The organism is Streptomyces sp. SAI-135 (assembly GCF_029893805.1).
Lineage (GTDB): Bacteria > Actinomycetota > Actinomycetes > Streptomycetales > Streptomycetaceae > Streptomyces.
Genome location: NZ_JARXYP010000002.1, coordinates 1,815,189 through 1,832,070, shown reverse-complemented (window position 1 = coordinate 1,832,070; position 16,882 = coordinate 1,815,189). Strand labels below are relative to the sequence as shown.

Annotated in this window: 16 protein-coding genes; 14 read left to right on the top strand and 2 right to left on the bottom strand. The window is 72.2% G+C overall.

Features of this window, described 5'->3' with window-relative positions:
• Nucleotides 1–37 precede the first annotated feature (37 nt).
• The 8 genes from M2163_RS12700 to M2163_RS12665 all read left to right on the top strand — a co-directional run bounded on the left by M2163_RS12700 (nucleotide 38) and on the right by M2163_RS12665 (nucleotide 8,619).
• Nucleotides 38–1,147 (top strand): quinone-dependent dihydroorotate dehydrogenase, encoded by a 1,110-nt coding sequence (locus M2163_RS12700; protein WP_280894009.1) that lies wholly within the window; start codon nucleotides 38–40, stop codon nucleotides 1,145–1,147.
• Nucleotides 1,144–1,983 (top strand): orotidine-5'-phosphate decarboxylase, encoded by an 840-nt coding sequence (pyrF, locus tag M2163_RS12695; RefSeq protein ID WP_280852674.1) that lies wholly within the window; start codon nucleotides 1,144–1,146, stop codon nucleotides 1,981–1,983. The genes M2163_RS12700 and pyrF overlap by 4 nt, the downstream gene beginning before the upstream one ends.
• Before the next feature lie 279 nt (nucleotides 1,984–2,262).
• Nucleotides 2,263–2,586 carry an integration host factor gene (locus M2163_RS12690; RefSeq protein ID WP_003977346.1) on the top strand — a complete coding sequence of 108 codons (324 nt, stop codon included), beginning with the start codon at nucleotides 2,263–2,265 and terminating at the stop codon, nucleotides 2,584–2,586.
• Nucleotides 2,587–2,646: 60 nt separating this feature from the next.
• Nucleotides 2,647–3,240, top strand: coding sequence for a guanylate kinase (gene gmk, locus M2163_RS12685; protein WP_280852675.1), 594 nt, complete (start codon nucleotides 2,647–2,649; stop codon nucleotides 3,238–3,240).
• 64 nt (nucleotides 3,241–3,304) lie between these two features.
• Nucleotides 3,305–3,577, top strand: a complete 273-nt coding sequence (gene rpoZ, locus M2163_RS12680) for a DNA-directed RNA polymerase subunit omega (protein ID WP_003988945.1) — start codon at nucleotides 3,305–3,307, stop codon at nucleotides 3,575–3,577.
• A 99-nt stretch (nucleotides 3,578–3,676) separates the two neighbouring features.
• Nucleotides 3,677–4,879: a bifunctional phosphopantothenoylcysteine decarboxylase/phosphopantothenate--cysteine ligase CoaBC gene (gene coaBC, locus M2163_RS12675; protein ID WP_280852676.1), complete on the top strand. Its 1,203-nt coding sequence runs from the start codon at nucleotides 3,677–3,679 to the stop codon at nucleotides 4,877–4,879.
• A gap of 239 nt (nucleotides 4,880–5,118) precedes the next feature.
• On the top strand, nucleotides 5,119–6,327 hold the full coding sequence (gene metK / locus M2163_RS12670; protein ID WP_086724675.1) for a methionine adenosyltransferase: 1,209 nt from the start codon (nucleotides 5,119–5,121) through the stop codon (nucleotides 6,325–6,327).
• A 129-nt stretch (nucleotides 6,328–6,456) separates the two neighbouring features.
• Complete coding sequence (locus M2163_RS12665; protein ID WP_280852677.1) at nucleotides 6,457–8,619, top strand: primosomal protein N'; 2,163 nt, start codon at nucleotides 6,457–6,459, stop codon at nucleotides 8,617–8,619.
• Nucleotides 8,620–8,751: 132 nt separating this feature from the next.
• Here M2163_RS12665 and M2163_RS12660 read toward each other — a convergent pair whose 3' ends face one another.
• Nucleotides 8,752–9,303 carry a hypothetical protein gene (locus tag M2163_RS12660; RefSeq protein ID WP_280852678.1) on the bottom strand — a complete coding sequence of 184 codons (552 nt, stop codon included), beginning with the start codon at nucleotides 9,301–9,303 and terminating at the stop codon, nucleotides 8,752–8,754.
• Nucleotides 9,304–9,571: 268 nt separating this feature from the next.
• Here M2163_RS12660 and fmt point away from each other — a divergent pair, with 268 nt between their 5' ends.
• Together fmt and M2163_RS12650 are read left to right on the top strand one after the other, a co-directional pair.
• Nucleotides 9,572–10,504 (top strand): methionyl-tRNA formyltransferase, encoded by a 933-nt coding sequence (gene fmt, locus M2163_RS12655; RefSeq protein WP_280852679.1) that lies wholly within the window; start codon nucleotides 9,572–9,574, stop codon nucleotides 10,502–10,504.
• A 105-nt stretch (nucleotides 10,505–10,609) separates the two neighbouring features.
• The gene (locus M2163_RS12650) at nucleotides 10,610–12,040 is read left to right on the top strand and encodes a transcription antitermination factor NusB (protein WP_280894007.1); all 1,431 of its coding nucleotides are present in this window, start codon (nucleotides 10,610–10,612) and stop codon (nucleotides 12,038–12,040) included.
• A gap of 1 nt (nucleotide 12,041) precedes the next feature.
• Here M2163_RS12650 and M2163_RS12645 read toward each other — a convergent pair whose 3' ends face one another.
• Complete coding sequence (locus M2163_RS12645; RefSeq protein ID WP_280894006.1) at nucleotides 12,042–14,198, bottom strand: MMPL family transporter; 2,157 nt, start codon at nucleotides 14,196–14,198, stop codon at nucleotides 12,042–12,044.
• Between the two features lie 134 nt (nucleotides 14,199–14,332).
• On the opposite strand from M2163_RS12645, the gene rpe reads away from it, so the two are divergent.
• The 4 genes from rpe (at nucleotide 14,333) to M2163_RS12625 (ending at nucleotide 16,876) form a co-directional block, all read left to right on the top strand.
• A complete protein-coding gene (gene rpe / locus M2163_RS12640) occupies nucleotides 14,333–15,019 on the top strand; it encodes a ribulose-phosphate 3-epimerase (protein ID WP_031056490.1) in 687 nt (228 codons plus the stop codon).
• Nucleotides 15,020–15,097: 78 nt separating this feature from the next.
• Nucleotides 15,098–16,141: a sugar-binding domain-containing protein gene (locus tag M2163_RS12635; RefSeq protein ID WP_280852682.1), complete on the top strand. Its 1,044-nt coding sequence runs from the start codon at nucleotides 15,098–15,100 to the stop codon at nucleotides 16,139–16,141.
• A 40-nt stretch (nucleotides 16,142–16,181) separates the two neighbouring features.
• Entirely contained in the window at nucleotides 16,182–16,547 is a 366-nt protein-coding gene (locus tag M2163_RS12630; protein WP_280894005.1) for a ribonuclease domain-containing protein, read from the top strand.
• The gene (locus M2163_RS12625; protein ID WP_280894004.1) at nucleotides 16,544–16,876 is read left to right on the top strand and encodes a barstar family protein; all 333 of its coding nucleotides are present in this window, start codon (nucleotides 16,544–16,546) and stop codon (nucleotides 16,874–16,876) included. The genes M2163_RS12630 and M2163_RS12625 overlap by 4 nt, the downstream gene beginning before the upstream one ends.
• Nucleotides 16,877–16,882: the final 6 nt, after the last annotated feature.

Below are 16,882 nucleotides of genomic sequence, written 5' to 3'. Positions count from 1 at the left end.
ACACCGGAAACGGTGTCCCCCTCTTCATGAGGACACCATGTACAAGATCTTCTTCAATCTCGTCTTCCGCCGCATGGACGCCGAGAAGGCCCACTACCTGGCCTTCCGCTGGATCCGCCTCGCCGTCCGCATCCCCGTGCTGCGCACCTTCGTCGCGGCCGCCCTCGCGCCCCGCCACAGGGAACTGCGCACCGAGGCCCTCGGGCTGCGCATGCACGGCCCCTTCGGCCTCGCCGCGGGCTTCGACAAGAACGCGGTCGCGATCGACGGCATGGCGATGCTGGGCTTCGACCACATCGAGATCGGCACGGTCACGGGGGAGCCCCAGCCGGGCAACCCCAAGAAGCGGCTGTTCCGGCTCGTGCAGGACCGGGCGCTCATCAACCGCATGGGCTTCAACAACGAGGGCTCACTCGCCGTCGCGGCCCGCCTGGCGTCCCGTGAGCCGGTCTTCAAGACGGTCGTGGGCGTCAACATCGGCAAGACCAAGGTCGTCCCGGAGGCCGAGGCGATCGGCGACTACGTGAAGTCGGCCGAGCGCCTCGCGCCCTTCGCCGACTACCTCGTGGTGAACGTGTCCTCGCCCAACACCCCCGGCCTGCGCAACCTCCAGGCCACCGAGGCACTGCGCCCGCTCCTGACCGCCGTCCGCGAGGCCGCCGACCGGATCGTCGCGCACCGCCGGGTGCCGCTCCTGGTGAAGATCGCGCCCGACCTCGCCGACGAGGACGTCGACGCGGTCGCCGACCTGGCCGTCGAACTCGGCCTGGACGGCATCATCGCCACCAACACCACCATCGCGCGCGAGGGACTCGGCCTGAAGTCCCGACCCGCCCTGGTGAAGGAGACGGGCGGGCTGTCCGGAGCACCCCTCAAGGAGCGCTCCCTGGAGGTCCTCAGGCGCCTGTACGCGCGTGTGGGCGACCGGATCACCCTGGTGGGCGTCGGGGGCGTCGAGAACGCCGAGGACGCCTGGCAGCGCATCCTGGCGGGTGCCACGCTGGTCCAGGGCTACAGCGCCTTCGTCTACGAGGGCCCCTTCTGGGCCCGCGCCATCCACAAGGGCCTCGCCGCGCGCCTGCGCACGAGCCCGTACGCCACCCTCGCCGACGCGGTCGGCGCCGACGTGAGGAAGACCACGGTATGACCGAGCCCTTCGGAGCCCGTCTGCGCCGGGCCATGGACGAGCGCGGCCCGCTGTGCGTGGGGATCGACCCGCACGCCTCCCTGCTCACCGAGTGGGGTCTGAACGACGACGTGGCCGGTCTGGAGCGCTTCAGCCGCACGGTCGTCGAGGCACTGTCCGAGCGGGTCGCCGTGTTCAAGCCCCAGACGGCGTTCTTCGAGCGCTTCGGCTCGCGCGGCGTCGCCGTACTGGAGAGGACCGTCGAGGAGGCCCGCGCGGCCGGTGCGCTGGTCCTCATGGACGCCAAGCGCGGCGACATCGGCTCGACGATGGCCGCGTACGCCGAGGCCTTCCTGCGCAAGGACTCCCCGCTGTTCTCGGACGCGCTGACCGTGTCGCCGTACCTCGGCTACGGCTCGCTCTCGCCGGCGATCGCGCTGGCGCGCGAGAGCGGCGCAGGTCTCTTCGTGCTCGCGCTGACCTCCAACCCGGAGGGCCGCGAGGTCCAGCACGCGGTCCGCGCGGACGGCCGGAACGTCGGGGCGACCATGCTGGCCCATCTGGCGGCCGAGAACACGGGGGAGGAGCCCCTGGGGTCCTTCGGCGCCGTCGTGGGGGCCACGCTGGGCGATCTGTCGACGTACGACCTCGACATCAACGGTCCGCTCCTCGCGCCCGGAGTCGGCGCCCAGGGGGCCACCCCGGCCGATCTCCCCCGGGTCTTCGGGGCGGCGATCCGCAATGTCGTCCCCAACGTCAGCCGGGGAGTGCTGCGGCACGGTCCCGAGGTCGGCGCGCTGCGCGCGTCGGCTGACCGGTTCGCGGACGAGATCCGGTCGGCGCTGCCGACGGCATGACGAGGTTCGAACCCCTCGTTCGAGTGCTTCGACGAGGGGTTCAGGCTCTGCTTGAGTCTGAATACATCCTCAAATCCGGGGCAGTATGTCAGAAATGTCCGGCCTGACGGAGGCTGACCAGGACTTTTCCGCTGTTCTCGCTGACTCTGGCGGACTTGGCCGCTAGTCTCCGACGCAGAGTCAACGGGCGAGCGTGTTGCTCGTGGCTCCCCAGGTGTGGGGCGACTAGGTTCCTCACCGGTCCGTATCCGACAGTTCGACATCCGAGGTGACGTAGGCGTGGCTCTTCCGCCCCTTACCCCTGAACAGCGCGCAGCCGCGCTCGAAAAGGCCGCCGCGGCTCGCCGGGAGCGGGCCGAGGTCAAGAATCGACTCAAGCACTCCGGCGCCTCTCTCCACGAGGTCATCAAGCAGGGCCAGGAGAACGACGTCATCGGCAAGATGAAGGTCTCCGCCCTGCTCGAGTCCCTGCCGGGCGTGGGCAAGGTCCGCGCCAAGCAGATCATGGAGCGGCTCGGCATCTCCGAGAGCCGCCGTGTACGCGGCCTCGGCTCCAACCAGATCGCTTCGCTGGAGCGTGAGTTCGGCAGCACCGGTTCCTGAACCGGGTCTCTCCGGGAAGGGGAGTCCCGGGCACTCCGGGATTGCTGGAATAATCGCTGCATGGCTGCAACATTCCGGGGGACGACCCCCGAGCCCCCGGACGTACGTCCGCGGCTGACCGTGCTCTCCGGCCCCTCAGGGGTCGGCAAGAGCACGGTCGTCGCCCATATGCGCAAGGAACACCCCGAGGTCTGGCTCTCGGTGTCGGCGACGACCCGCAAGCCGCGCCCCGGCGAGAAGCACGGCGTCCAGTACTTCTTCGTCACCGACGACGAGATGGACAAGCTGATCGCCAACGGCGAGCTGCTGGAGTGGGCCGAGTTCGCCGGCAACCGCTACGGCACGCCGCGTGCGGCCGTGCTGGAGCGGCTGGAGGCGGGCGAGCCCGTGCTCCTGGAGATCGATCTCCAGGGGGCCCGGCAGGTCCGTGAGTCCATGACGGACGCCCAGCTGGTGTTCCTGGCTCCGCCCTCCTGGGAGGAGCTGGTGCGCAGACTCACCGGGCGGGGCACCGAGCCGCCCGCGGTGATCGCACGCCGCCTGGAGGCCGCGAAGGTCGAACTGGCGGCGGAACCCGAGTTCGATGTGACCTTGGTCAACACCTCCGTCGAGGACGTGGCGCGCGAGCTGCTAGCCTTGATGGATGTCGTGTGATCGTGCTGCTCATCAAGGCGTGATCGCGCACACCGATTCTTTCCCATCCATCGGAAGGTAGAGCGTGTCCTCTTCCATCTCCGCGCCCGAGGGCATCATCAACCCGCCGATCGACGAGCTCCTCGAGGCCACCGACTCGAAGTACAGCCTCGTGATCTACGCGGCCAAGCGGGCCCGCCAGATCAACGCGTACTACTCGCAGCTCGGCGAGGGCCTGCTCGAGTACGTCGGTCCGCTGGTGGACACCCACGTCCACGAGAAGCCGCTCTCGATCGCCCTCCGCGAGATCAACGCGGGTCTGCTGACGTCCGAGGCCGTCGAGGGTCCGGCGCAGTAGTACTTTCAGATTGCAGTTGGCTTTTCCACAGGCCCGGCAGCGCGACTGTCGGGCCTGTGGTGTGTCATGGAGTCGTAGCTTCGAGGAAGGGGAGACCTGGTGGACAAGCCGAAGGTCGTGCTGGGGGTCAGCGGCGGCATCGCCGCGTACAAGGCCTGCGAGCTGCTGAGAAGGCTCACCGAGTCCGGCCACGACGTCCGCGTCGTCCCCACCGCCTCCGCCCTGCACTTCGTGGGCGCCGCCACCTGGTCCGCCCTGTCCGGCCATCCGGTCTCCACCGAGGTCTGGGACGACGTCCACGAGGTCCCGCACGTCCGCATCGGGCAGCACGCCGACCTTGTGGTCGTGGCCCCGGCCACCGCCGACATGCTCGCCAAGGCGGCGCACGGGCTGGCGGACGACCTGCTCACCAACACGCTCCTGACGGCCCGCTGCCCGGTCGTCTTCGCCCCCGCCATGCACACCGAGATGTGGGAGCACCCGGCCACCCAGGAGAACGTGGCGACCCTGCGCCGCCGCGGCGCCGTCGTCATCGAACCGGCCGTGGGCCGTCTGACCGGCGTCGACACCGGCAAGGGCAGGCTGCCGGAACCCGCCGAGATCTTCGAGGTCTGCCGCCGGGTGCTGGCCCGCGGTGTCACCGAGCCCGACCTCAGGGGCCGACACGTCGTGGTCAGCGCCGGTGGCACCCGCGAGCCCCTCGACCCGGTGCGTTTCCTCGGCAACCGCTCCTCCGGCAAGCAGGGGTACGCCCTCGCCCGCACCGCGGCCGCGCGCGGCGCCCGGGTCACGCTGATCGCGGCGAACACCGGCATGCCCGACCCGGCCGGCGTGGACGTCGTCCCCGTGGGCACGGCCGTACAGCTGCGCGAAGCGGTCCTGAAGGCGGCGGCCGACGCCGACGCGGTCGTCATGGCGGCGGCGGTCGCGGACTTCCGGCCGCAGACGTACGCGGCCGGAAAGATCAAGAAGAAGGACGGCCAGGAGCCCGAGCCCATCGTCCTGGTGCGGAATCCGGACATCCTCGCCGAGATCTCGGCCGAGCGCGCCCGCCCCGGCCAGGTGATCGTCGGATTCGCCGCCGAGACCGACGACGTGCTGGCCAACGGCCGTACGAAGCTGGCGCGCAAGGGCTGCGACCTCCTCGTCGTCAACGAGGTGGGCGAGCGCAAGACCTTCGGGTCCGAGGAGAACGAGGCGGTGGTTCTGGGCGCCGACGGCAGCGAGACCCCCGTCCCGCACGGCCCGAAGGAATTCCTGGCCGAAACCGTCTGGGACCTGGTGGTGAGCCGCCTGCACTGAGTGCTTCAGCCGCTTCTCGGGCCCCACGAACCTCTGCCGCCCGGGCGTGGCGCCCCTGGCCAAGTCTGCTCGGCATTGGGCACAATGCCCGTGCCGCAGGTCACAGCACTCCCGAGAGGCGAGACAGGGGCCCGGCGGCAGAGCACGACCGATAAACTGTTCTCGGACGATGCCGGGCGCAGCCCCCGAGCCCGTCCGCCCATGATCAGCCAGCAGCCGCTGCAACCCCAGGGAGCGTTGTGTCCCGTCGTCTGTTCACCTCGGAGTCCGTCACCGAGGGCCACCCCGACAAGATCGCTGACCAGATCAGTGACACCATCCTCGACGCGCTCCTCAAGGAGGACCCGACTTCCCGGGTCGCCGTCGAGACGCTGATCACCACCGGTCTGGTGCACGTCGCCGGTGAGGTCACCACCAAGACCTACGCGCCGATCGCCCAGCTGGTCCGCGACAAGATCCTCGAGATCGGCTACGACTCCTCCAAGAAGGGCTTCGACGGCGCTTCCTGCGGTGTCTCGGTGTCGATCGGCGCGCAGTCCCCGGACATCGCGCAGGGCGTCGACACGGCGTACGAGAACCGGGTCGAGGGCGACGAGGACGAGCTGGACCGCCAGGGCGCGGGCGACCAGGGTCTGATGTTCGGTTACGCGACGGACGAGACCCCCACCCTGATGCCGCTGCCGATCTTCCTGGCGCACCGCCTCGCCAAGCGCCTGTCCGAGGTCCGCAAGAACGGCACCATCCCCTACCTGCGTCCGGACGGCAAGACGCAGGTCACCATCGAGTACGACGGCGACAAGGCCGTCCGTCTCGACACGGTCGTCGTCTCCTCGCAGCACGCCTCGGACATCGACCTGGACTCCCTGCTGGCCCCCGACATCCGCGAGTTCGTCGTGGAGCCGGAGCTGAAGGCGCTCCTGGACGAGGGCATCAAGCTGGACACGGAGAACTACCGCCTCCTGGTCAACCCCACCGGCCGCTTCGAAATCGGCGGCCCGATGGGCGACGCCGGCCTGACCGGCCGCAAGATCATCATCGACACGTACGGCGGCATGGCCCGTCACGGCGGCGGCGCCTTCTCCGGCAAGGACCCGTCCAAGGTGGACCGCTCGGCGGCGTACGCGATGCGCTGGGTCGCCAAGAACGTCGTGGCCGCGGGTCTCGCCTCGCGCTGCGAGGTCCAGGTCGCCTACGCGATCGGCAAGGCCGAGCCGGTGGGCCTGTTCGTGGAGACCTTCGGCACCGCGACGATCGACACCGACAAGATCGAGAAGGCGATCGACGAGGTCTTCGACCTCCGCCCGGCCGCCATCATCCGCGACCTCGACCTGCTGCGCCCGATCTACTCCCTGACGGCGGCGTACGGCCACTTCGGCCGTGAGCTCCCGGAGTTCACCTGGGAGAAGACGGACCGCGTGGAGGCGCTGAAGAAGGCCGCGGGCCTGTAGGTCCGCCCGGTCGCGTACGAGGCCCGGCCCCCCTCCCGGGGGCCGGGCCTCGGGCTTGTCCGGCAACCGGCCCACCGCCATCGAGGACGGCACGGCCGTCTGTCAGTGGGGTCTGGTACCAATGATGCTGTGAGCAGCGAGAACGGGTCGGTGGGCGGGGGCGCGGACGGAGCGCAGCCCGAGCAGCTTGCGCTCATCCGGGAGAGTGTGCGAAACGCCAAGGTGCCGCGCGCCAAGCCGCGGACCTGGCGGGGTGCCGCGCTGGCCAAGGAGTTGCCGGTCGCGCGGGTCCTCGTCGACAAGGGCGTGCTCCACCTCGACCGGTACTTCGACTACGCCGTGCCCGAGGAGCTCGACGCCGAGGCGCAGCCCGGGGTGCGCGTGCGGGTGCGGTTCGGGGCCGGACGCGGGCGGGTCCGGGAAGGGCGGCGTGAGGGCGGCGGGCTGATCGACGGGTTTCTCGTCGAGCGGCGCGCCGAGTCGGACTACTCCGGGCCGCTGGCGGCCCTCGCCCAGGTCGTCTCGCCCGAGCCGGTGCTCGGCGAGGAGCTCCTGGGGCTCGCGCGGGCCGTCGCCGACCGGTACGCGGGCAGCCTCGCCGACGTGCTCCAGCTCGCCGTGCCGCCGCGCAGCGCCCGGGCCGAGCAGCGGCCCTCACCCGAGCCGCTGCCGCCGCCCCCGGCGCCGGAGACCGGGTCCTGGGCGCGCTACGAGCGTGGGGGCGCGTTTCTGGAGTCGCTGGCCTCGGGGGGCGCGCCACGCGCGGTGTGGAACGCCCTGCCCGGACCGGAGTGGAGCGGGGAACTGGCGCGGGCCGTCGCCGCGACCCTGGCCTCGGGGCGGGGGGCGCTCGTCGTCGTGCCGGACGGGCGGGCCGTGGCACGCGTGGACGCCGCGCTGACCTCGGTACTGGGGCAGGGACGGCACGCGGTCCTGACCGCCGACGCCGGGCCCGAGAAGCGGTACCGGGAGTGGCTTGCCGTGCGCCGGGGCGCCGTACGGGCCGTGGTCGGGACGCGGGCCGCCATGTTCGCCCCGGTGCGGGACCTGGGGCTCGTCGCTCTGTGGGACGACGGCGACGACAGCCACAGCGAGCCGCACGCCCCGCAACCGCATGCGCGCGAGGTGTTGCTGCTGCGGGCCGCACAGGACAAGTGCGGCTTCCTCCTGGGGAGTTGGAGCTGCACCGTGGAGGCGGCGCAGCTCGTGGAGAGCGGGTGGGCCCGGCCTCTGGTGGCCTCGCGGGAGCAGGTGCGGGCCGTCGCGCCGCTGGTGCGGACCGTCGGGGACCAGGATCTCGCCCGGGACGAGGCCGCGCGGGCGGCCCGGTTGCCCACGCTCGCCTGGCAGGCCGCCAGGGAGGGGCTGCGGCACGGCCCGGTGCTCGTGCAGGTGCCGCGGCGGGGCTATGTGCCGCGGATGGCCTGCGCCAACTGCCGGGCCCCGGCGCGGTGCCGGCACTGCGCGGGGCCGCTGGAGGGACAGGAGTCCGGGGCGGCGTTGCGCTGCGGGTGGTGCGGGCGCGAGGAGGGGGCCTGGCACTGTCAGGAGTGCGGGGGGTTCCGGCTGCGGGCGCAGGTGGTGGGGGCCCGGCGGACCGCGGAGGAGCTGGGGCGGGCGTTTCCGGCCGTGCCGGTGCGGACCTCGGGGCGTGAGCATGTGCTGGACACCGTGCCGGGTGCGCCGGCACTGGTGGTGAGCACCCCGGGCGCGGAGCCGGTCGCCGAGGGCGGGTACGCGGCGGCGCTGCTGCTGGACGGCTGGGCCATGCTCGGGCGCCCGGACCTGCGGGCCGGGGAGGACGCGCTGCGGCGCTGGATCGCGGCGTCGGCGCTGGTGCGGCCGCAGGAGTCCGGCGGCACCGTGGTGGTCGTCGCCGAGCCCACCTTGCGGCCGGTGCAGGCGTTGGTGCGGTGGGACCCGGTGGGGCACGCGGTGCGGGAGCTCGGGGAGCGGGCCGAGTTGGGCTTCCCGCCGGTGTCGCGGATGGCCGCGGTGTCGGGGACGGGCGAGGCCCTCGCCGCCTTTCTCGCGAGCGTGGAACTGCCGGATGAGGCAGAGGTGTTGGGGCCGGTTCCGTTGCCCGTGACGGCGGTTGGGGGACCCCGGAGGGTGGGCGCACCGCCGGTCGGGGAGCGGTGGGAACGGGTCCTGGTGCGGGTGCCACCGGGGCGGGGGGCCGCGTTGGCGGCCTCGCTCAAGGCCGCGCAGGCCTCTCGGATGGCCCGCGGTGGGGGAAGCGGGGGCGAGGGGGCGGTCTGGGTGCGGATCGATCCGCCCGACATCGGGTGAGGGCGGGGACGCCGGGCCGCGGGGACAGGGGCCCATGAGTGCGGGCCGGCCGTGCAGCACGCGCGGTGCCCGGACATGCGTCTGCCCTCCCGGTCGTGGGGCGGGAGGGCAGAGAGGGAAGAAGGAGGCGGATCAGCCGTTGCGGGGGCCGGGGAAAGCCGTGGGTCTTGCGTCCTCGCGGAGGGTGGGGCTGCCCGCGGTGGGCTGGGTCGGCATGGAGCGGGCCGCGGGAACGGTGGGGACCGACGGCACCGTGGGGATACCGGTGTTGACGCTGACCGTGCGCGTTCCCGACGGTTCCGTGGCGCGCTCGGCGTCGGCGGTCGCCTGGGCCGCGGCGCGGCGGGCGCCGTAACGACGGTGGACCGCCTGCTTGGTGACGCCGAGGGCGGAGCCCACCGCGTCCCACGAGAAGCCGAGCGAGCGGTCGAAGTCGACCGCGGCCGTCACCAGGGTCTCGACGCTGTCCCGCAGTTCCTGTGCGAGACGGACCGTGGGGGCGGGGGCGCGTCCGTAGACGACGAAGCCCGTGGAGGGACCGGAGCGGCGCGGGCGGTAGACGTTGCCCAGCTGGGCGGTCAGTGTGCGCAGTGCGTCCACCTGCCGGCGGACCCGCTCGATGTCCCGCACCAGCAAGTGCAGGCTGGCCCGAGCCTGGGCGTCGTGGGTTGCGTGGTCGGCCATGAACAAGCCTCTCGAACCGGCGTTGAAAAGGATGGGGCCGCGCTCGCGGCCCGTTGTGGTCAACTCTTTCTTGACCAACGCGTCTGCGCTCCGCTGGTCACGCAGTGGGGGCGTACCGGCATATGCGCGCGCCGGGGGTGACGGGCTCACGCCGCGGCCGGGAGCGCTGGCCTCGTCCCGGGCGCCCGCTCCCGCCGTGCGGCGGTTGTGCCGCGCCATAGACTTGTGCGTTGCCCGTCGTCACCCGTCCGAGAGGCCCTGCCCACCCATGAAGCTCGTCTTCGCCGGTACCCCCGAGGTCGCTGTTCCCGCTCTGGACGCTCTCCTCGCCTCCGGGCGGCACGAGGTCGCCGCCGTCGTCACGCGGCCGGACGCGCCGGCCGGACGGGGGCGCAGGTTGGTCGCGAGCCCGGTCGCGGAGCGCGCCGAGGAGGCGGGCATCGAGGTGCTGAAGCCCGGCAGGCCGCGGGACCCGGAGTTCCTGGAGCGGCTGCGCGAGATCGCACCGGACTGCTGCCCCGTCGTCGCCTACGGCGCCCTCCTGCCCCGCGTCGCCCTCGACATCCCCGCGCACGGCTGGGTCAACCTGCACTTCTCGCTGCTGCCGGCCTGGCGTGGGGCCGCACCCGTGCAGCACTCCATCATGGCGGGCGACGAGATCACGGGTGCGTCGACCTTCCTCATCGAGGAGGGGCTGGACTCGGGGCCCGTCTACGGCACCGTCACCGAGGAGATCCGGCACACCGACACCAGCGGCGACCTGCTGACCCGGCTCGCCTTCGCCGGCGCGGGGCTGCTGGCCGCGACCATGGACGGTATCGAGGACGGCACGCTGAAGGCCGTACCGCAGCCGTCCGAGGGCATCACCGTCGCCCCGAAGATCACCGTCGAGGACGCCCGGGTCGACTGGAGCGCGCCCGCGCTGCGGGTGGACCGGGTCGTGCGGGGATGCCACCCGTCGCCCGGCGCCTGGACGACGTTCCGCGGCGAGCGGCTCAAGCTCATCCAGGTCCAGCCGGTTCCCGAGCGTACGGATCTCGCTCCCGGCGCGCTCTCCGTCGGCAAGAACAGCGTCCACGTCGGGACCGGGTCGTACGGCGTGGAGCTGCTGTGGGTGCAGGCGCAGGGCAAGAAGCCGATGAAGGCCGCCGACTGGGCGCGGGGCGTCAGGATCTCGGAGGGCGAGAGCGTCGGCGGCTGACCGGGCCGGCGGAGCGGCCGCGCCCCGGCCCTCGGAGGGTGGCGTGACCCCCGGCGGACGTACTCTTGGGGCGTCAGCAGACCTTGGACCCGGAGCACCTTTTTCGTGAGTGAGCAGCCCCGTCGGGCCGGAAACAAGCCCGGCAAGCCCGGCAAGCCGTACCGCCGGCCCCAGAAGGACCCCGTCCGCATCCTCGCCTTCGAGGCGCTGCGGGCCGTGGACGAGCGGGACGCGTACGCCAACCTCGTCCTGCCGCCGCTGTTGCGGAAGGCGCGGGAGAAGGGCGGGTTCGAGGCGCGGGACGCCGCGCTGGCCACCGAGCTGGTGTACGGGACGCTGCGGCGGCAGGGCACGTACGACGCGATCATCGCCGCGTGTGTCGACCGGCCGCTGCGCGAGGTCGATCCGCCGGTCCTCGACGTGCTGAGCCTCGGCGCGCACCAGCTGCTCGGCACGCGGATCCCGACGCACGCCGCGGTGTCCGCCTCCGTGGAGCTCGCCCGGGTCGTCCTCGGGGACGGACGGGCCAAGTTCGTCAACGCCGTGCTGCGCAAGGTCGCGCAGGACGACCTCGACGGGTGGATCGCGAAGGTCGCTCCGCCCTACGACGACGACCCCGAGGACCATCTCGCCGTCGTGCACTCCCACCCCCGCTGGGTCGTCTCGGCGCTGTGGGACTCCCTCGGCGGCGGGCGGCCCGGCATCGAGCGCCTGCTGGAGGCCGACAACGAGCGGCCCGAGGTGACCCTCGTCGCCCGGCCGGGGCGGGCCACCACCGAGGAACTGCTGCGCGAGGAGTCCGCCGTGGCGGGGCGCTGGTCGCCGTACGCCGTCCGGCTGGCCGAGGGCGGGGAGCCCGGGGCCGTCGACGCCGTACGGGAGGGCCGGGCCGGGGTGCAGGACGAGGGCAGTCAGCTCGTCGCGCTCGCGCTGGCGAACGCGCCCCTCGAAGGCCGGGACGAGAAGTGGCTCGACGGGTGTGCGGGGCCCGGCGGCAAGGCAGCGCTGCTCGCCGCGCTCGCCGCCGAGCGCGGGGCCGTGCTGCTCGCCTCCGAGAAGCAGCCGCACCGGGCCGGGCTCGTCGCCAAGGCGCTCGCCGGGAATCCCGGGCCGTACCAGGTCATCGCCGCTGACGGGACCCGGCCGCCGTGGCAGCCGGGGAGTTTCGACCGGGTGCTGATGGACGTGCCGTGCACGGGGCTCGGGGCGTTGCGGCGGCGGCCGGAGGCGCGGTGGCGGCGCCGGCCGGAGGACCTGGAGGGGTTCGGGCCGTTGCAGCGGGGCCTGTTGAGCACCGCGCTGGACTCCGTCCGGGTGGGCGGGGTGGTGGGCTACGCGACCTGTTCGCCTCATCTCGCGGAGACCCGGGCCGTCGTCGAGGACGTGCTCAAGCAGTGGCCGACCGCTGAACTCGTCGACGCGCGGCCGTTGTTCCCCGGTGTGCCGGAGCTCGGTGAGGGGCCGGACGTCCAGTTGTGGCCGCATGTGCACGGGACCGATGCGATGTACATGGCGGTCCTGCGCAGGACGGGCTGAGCTAGTCGTTCGTCTGCCGCACCGTTTCGGCTGGTCGCGCGGTTCCCCGCACCCCCGGGCCGGCACCGTCCGTCTTGGACAGGCTGTGCGGCCACCAGACCTTCTTGCCCACGTCCAGGAACAGGGCCGTGACCAGGACCGAGCGGACGATGAACGTGTCCAGCAGGACTCCCAGCGCCACCGCGAAGCCGATCTCCGCGAAGGCGACCATCGGGAGGGTGCCGAGGGCGGCGAAGGTGCCGGCCAGGACCAGGCCGGCGGAGGTGATGACCGCGCCGGTCGCGGCCAGGCCGGTGATCACGCCCGGCCGGGTGCCCTGGCGGACCGCCTCCTCGCGGATGCGGGTGGTCAGGAAGATGTTGTAGTCGATGCCGAGGGCGACCAGGAAGACGAAGACGAACAGCGGGAAGTCCGTCGTCTCGCCCGCGTAGTCGAAGACGTGGCGGAAGGCCAGGGCGCTGAGACCCAGGGCTCCCGCGAAGGACAGGATCACCGTCCCGATCAGCAGCAGTGGGGCGACCAGGGCACGCAGCAGGGCGCACAGGATCAGCAGCACCACGACCAGCACCAGCGGGATGATCAGGATGTTGTCGTGCGTGGTCGCTCTGTCCATGTCCAGCAGGGCGGCCGTACCGCCGCCCACCCGGGCGTCGGCGTCGGGCACGGCGTGGACGGCGTCCCGGACCCGTTCCACCGTCTGTTTCGCGGCCTCGCTGTCGGTGGGGGCGGTCATGGTGGCCTCGAACAGCACCTTGCCCTCGTACGAGGGTTTCGTGCCCTGTGGCAGGCCCAGCGACTCGGGCACCACTCCGCGGGTGCCCGCGACCGCTTCGCCCACCTGCCGTGCCTGTGCCTGGTTGCTGACGATGACGAGCGGGTCTCCGCTGCCGGCCGGGAAGTACCTCGCGGACACCTCCTGGCCGACGATCGAGTCCGGTTTCCCGGTGAACGCGTCCGCGTTGCTGATGCCCTCGGCACGCAGCTGGATCAGGCCCAGCGAGCAGACTCCGAGGGCGAGGGCCGTGGCCACCCAGATCATGCGGGGGCGGTGGGCGATACGGCGGCCGGTGCGGGCCCAGATGCCGCTCTCGATGCGGTCGGGGTCGCCGAAGTGCGGGATCGCAGGCCAGAAGATCCAGCGGCCGAAGATCGCCAGCAGGGCAGGGAACAGCGTCATCATCGCCAGCAGGGCGACCGCGACGCCTATCGCGGCGACGGGGCCGAGGCCGCGCGTCGAGTTCATCTCGGCGGCCAGCAGGACCAGCATGCTGAGGATCACGGTCGCGCCGGAGGCGACCACCGCCGGCCCCGCGCGGTGCAGGGCGAGGGCCATCGCCTCGTGGCGGTCCTCGTGGCGGTGCAGTTCCTCCCGGTAGCGGGCGACGAGCAGCAGGGCGTAGTCCGTCCCCGCGCCGAAGACGAGCACCGTGAGGATGCCCGCGCTCTGGCCGTTGACCGTCAGTCCCGCGTGCCGGGCGAGCAGGTAGATGAGGGCCTGCGCGGTGAACAGCGCGGTGATCACCGAGAGCAGCGGGACCAGGAGCAGGGTCGGGCTGCGGAAGGTGATGAGCAGCATGACCACGACGACCGCCATGGCGGACAGCAGCAGCGTCGAGTCGATGCCCTCGAAAGCCTCGGAGAAGTCCGCGGAGGTGCCGCCCGGGCCGGTGATGTGCACGGCGAGCCCGTCGCCGCCCTTGCCGACGACGTCACGGAGGGAGTCGACCGCGGGCGCGATCTCCTGCCAGCCCTTCTCGTCCATGGTGATCGGAACGAGGACCTGGGCCGCGCGCGGGTCGTTCTGCCGGTCGTAGACCGGGCCCCGGGTCTCGGCACCGCGGATGCCGTGCGCCGTGAGTTTCTTGATCTCGGCGACGTCCTCGGCGATCGTGGCCCGTTCCTGCGGCGTGAGGCCGCTCTCGCGCGCGTAGACGACGACCGCGGGGATCTGCTCGGGCCTGAAGTCCTCGGAGATCTGGAGGACCTGGGTCGACTCGGCGGAGCCGGGCAGCCAGGAGGCCGCGTCGTTGTCCTGGGCGTCGGTGAGCTTGGAGGCGAGCGGCGCCGTCAGGAACAGCACCACCAGCCACAGCGCCAGTACCACCCACTTGGCACGTCGTCCGCAGACGAAGTGCGCGATGCCCCGATTCCCGGTCATGGCCACCCCCGGCGCCACCAGTCGAGTCGATCAGCCGCCCAGCATGGCACGCACAGCTCGTTCACAACATCCGATGAACGGCTTAGGTCCGGACCGGCGCGCCCCTTCGGGCCCCGGCATGGGAGGCTTGGGGCATGGCCGCGCAGATCAACCCCAGCATCCTGTCCGCCGACTTCGCCCGCCTCGCGGACGAGGCGAGGGCGGTCGAGGGAGCCGACTGGCTCCACGTCGACGTCATGGACAACCATTTCGTCCCGAACCTCACGCTCGGTGTGCCGGTCGTAGAGTCTCTGGCCCGTGCGACGGACACCCCGCTGGACTGCCATCTGATGATCGAGGCCCCCGATCGCTGGGCGCCCCAGTACGTAGAGGCGGGGGCCTCCTCCGTCACCTTCCACGTGGAGGCGGCCGCCGCTCCGGTCCGGCTCGCCCGGGAGATCCGGGCCAAGGGCGCCCGTGCCTCCATGGCGCTGAAGCCCGCGACGCCCATCGAGCCGTACGAGGACCTGCTCCCCGAGCTCGACATGCTGCTGATCATGACCGTCGAGCCCGGCTTCGGGGGACAGGCGTTCCTCGACATCATGCTCCCGAAGATTCGCCGGACCCGCGAGTTGATCAGCAAGCACGGCCTCGAGCTGTGGCTCCAGGTCGACGGCGGGGTCTCGGCGTCCACCATCGAGCGCTGCGCGGACGCGGGCGCCGATGTCTTCGTCGCCGGGTCCGCGGTCTACGGGGCGTCCGACCCGGCGGAAGCGGTACGTGCATTGCGCAACCAAGCGGAGGGGGCGACCGCGAAGGCCTCGTGGGCGTGCGACCACTGAGCGTCAGGAACGTGAACGGCTCCGATCAGGGCTGATCAAGTGCGCCGGATCTGCAAGGATGAACGGCGAATCCAGAGTGTGAACAGCAGTGAGGAGAACGCCGTGTCGGGTATGTCGGCGGGCCGGTCAGCCATGCGGATGGGACCCGCTGAGCTGGTGCAGGCGGCGGCCATGGCCCGCCGCTTCTACCTGGAGGGCAAGTCCAAGATCCAGATCGCGGAGGAGTTCGGCGTCAGCCGCTTCAAGGTGGCCCGGGTCCTGGAGACCGCCCTGGAACGGGATCTCGTACGCATCGAGATCCGTGTGCCGGCCGAGCTGGACGCCGAGCGCTCCGACGCGCTGCGCGCCCGCTACGGCCTCAGGCACGCCGTGGTCGTCGAGTCGCCGGCCGAGGCCCAGGACTCGCCCGACCCCGAGAACCTCGGAGAAGTGGCCGCCGACCTGCTCGGCGAACTGGTCGAGGAGGGCGACATCCTGGGCCTGGCCTGGGGCCGCTCCACCATCCACATGGCGGCCGCGCTCGACCGGCTCCCGCCGTGCACGGTGGTGCAGTTGACGGGCGTGTACGACGCCGGGACCGCCGAGCGCGGCTCGGTGGAGGCGGTACGGCGGGCCGCCCAGGTGTCCGGCGGGGACGCCCACCCCATCTACGCGCCGATGCTGCTGCCGGACGCGGCCACCGCGGCCGCGCTGCGCAACCAGACCGGGATCGCCCGGGCCTTCGAGTACTTCGACAAGGTCACGGTCGCCTGTGTCTCCATCGGCTCCTGGGAGCCGGGCATCTCGACGGTGCACGACATGCTCAGCGACGAGGAGCGGGCCCACTACGCCTCGCTCGGCGTCGCCGCCGAGATGTCCGCGCACCTCTTCGACGCCGAGGGCCGCAGGGTCGGCCGGGACCTGGGCGAGCGGTGCATCACCGTCAAGACCGAGCAGCTCCGCCGGATCCCCGAGGTCGTCGCGATCGCGGGCGGTCAGCGGAAGGGGGCCGCGATCGACGCGGTGCTGCGGTCCGGGCTCGTCACCAGCCTGGTGACGGACACCTCCGCCGCGGACTACCTGATGACGGCGGGGACACCGCCGAAGCCCGCGCTGAACAGGGCGGACCCGGACGGGGCCTGACGGGACGTCGTACGGGACGTGCCGTGGCAGCATCGAGCGCATGCTGCTGCGGTTCGTCTCCCGGGTCCTGCTCTGCGTCCTCGTGCTGGCCGGCTGCTCGTCCGGACACGACCCGGCGCCCGGCGGCGACATGGCCACCGTCCAGGAGGCCCGGCTCCCGGCCGAGGCCCGGCGGACCCTCGAACTCATCGACCGGGGCGGCCCGTTCCCGTACGCGAGGGACGGCGCCGTCTTCGGGAACGTCGAGCGGCTGCTGCCCGCGCACCGGCGCGGCTACTACCACGAGTACACCGTCCCCACCCCGGGCTCACGCGACCGCGGCGCCCGGCGGATCGTCACCGGGCAGGACGGCGAGGTCTACTACACCGATGATCACTACGACTCGTTCAGGGCGGTACTGAGATGACGGCACGCGTGATCACGCTGGACCTCGACGGGGTCACGGACAAGGCCGGCCTGATGGACCGGTGCGTCCGGGACCTGCGGCTGCCGGACTGGTTCGGCCGCAACTGGGACGCGCTGGCCGACGTCCTCTCCGACCCGGGCCTGTGGTCCGCGGACGGAGCCGGTGCCGGTGCCGGTTCCGGTTCCGGCTTCGGCGAGGAGACCGTCGTGGTCGTACGGCACTGGGAGGGGTACGCAGAGGCACGGCCGGACGAGTGGGCGACCGCGCGCGAGGTGTTCGCTCAGGCGTCCGCGCTCACCGTGGCCCTCGCCCTTGGAGCTTCGTCCTAGGAGCCC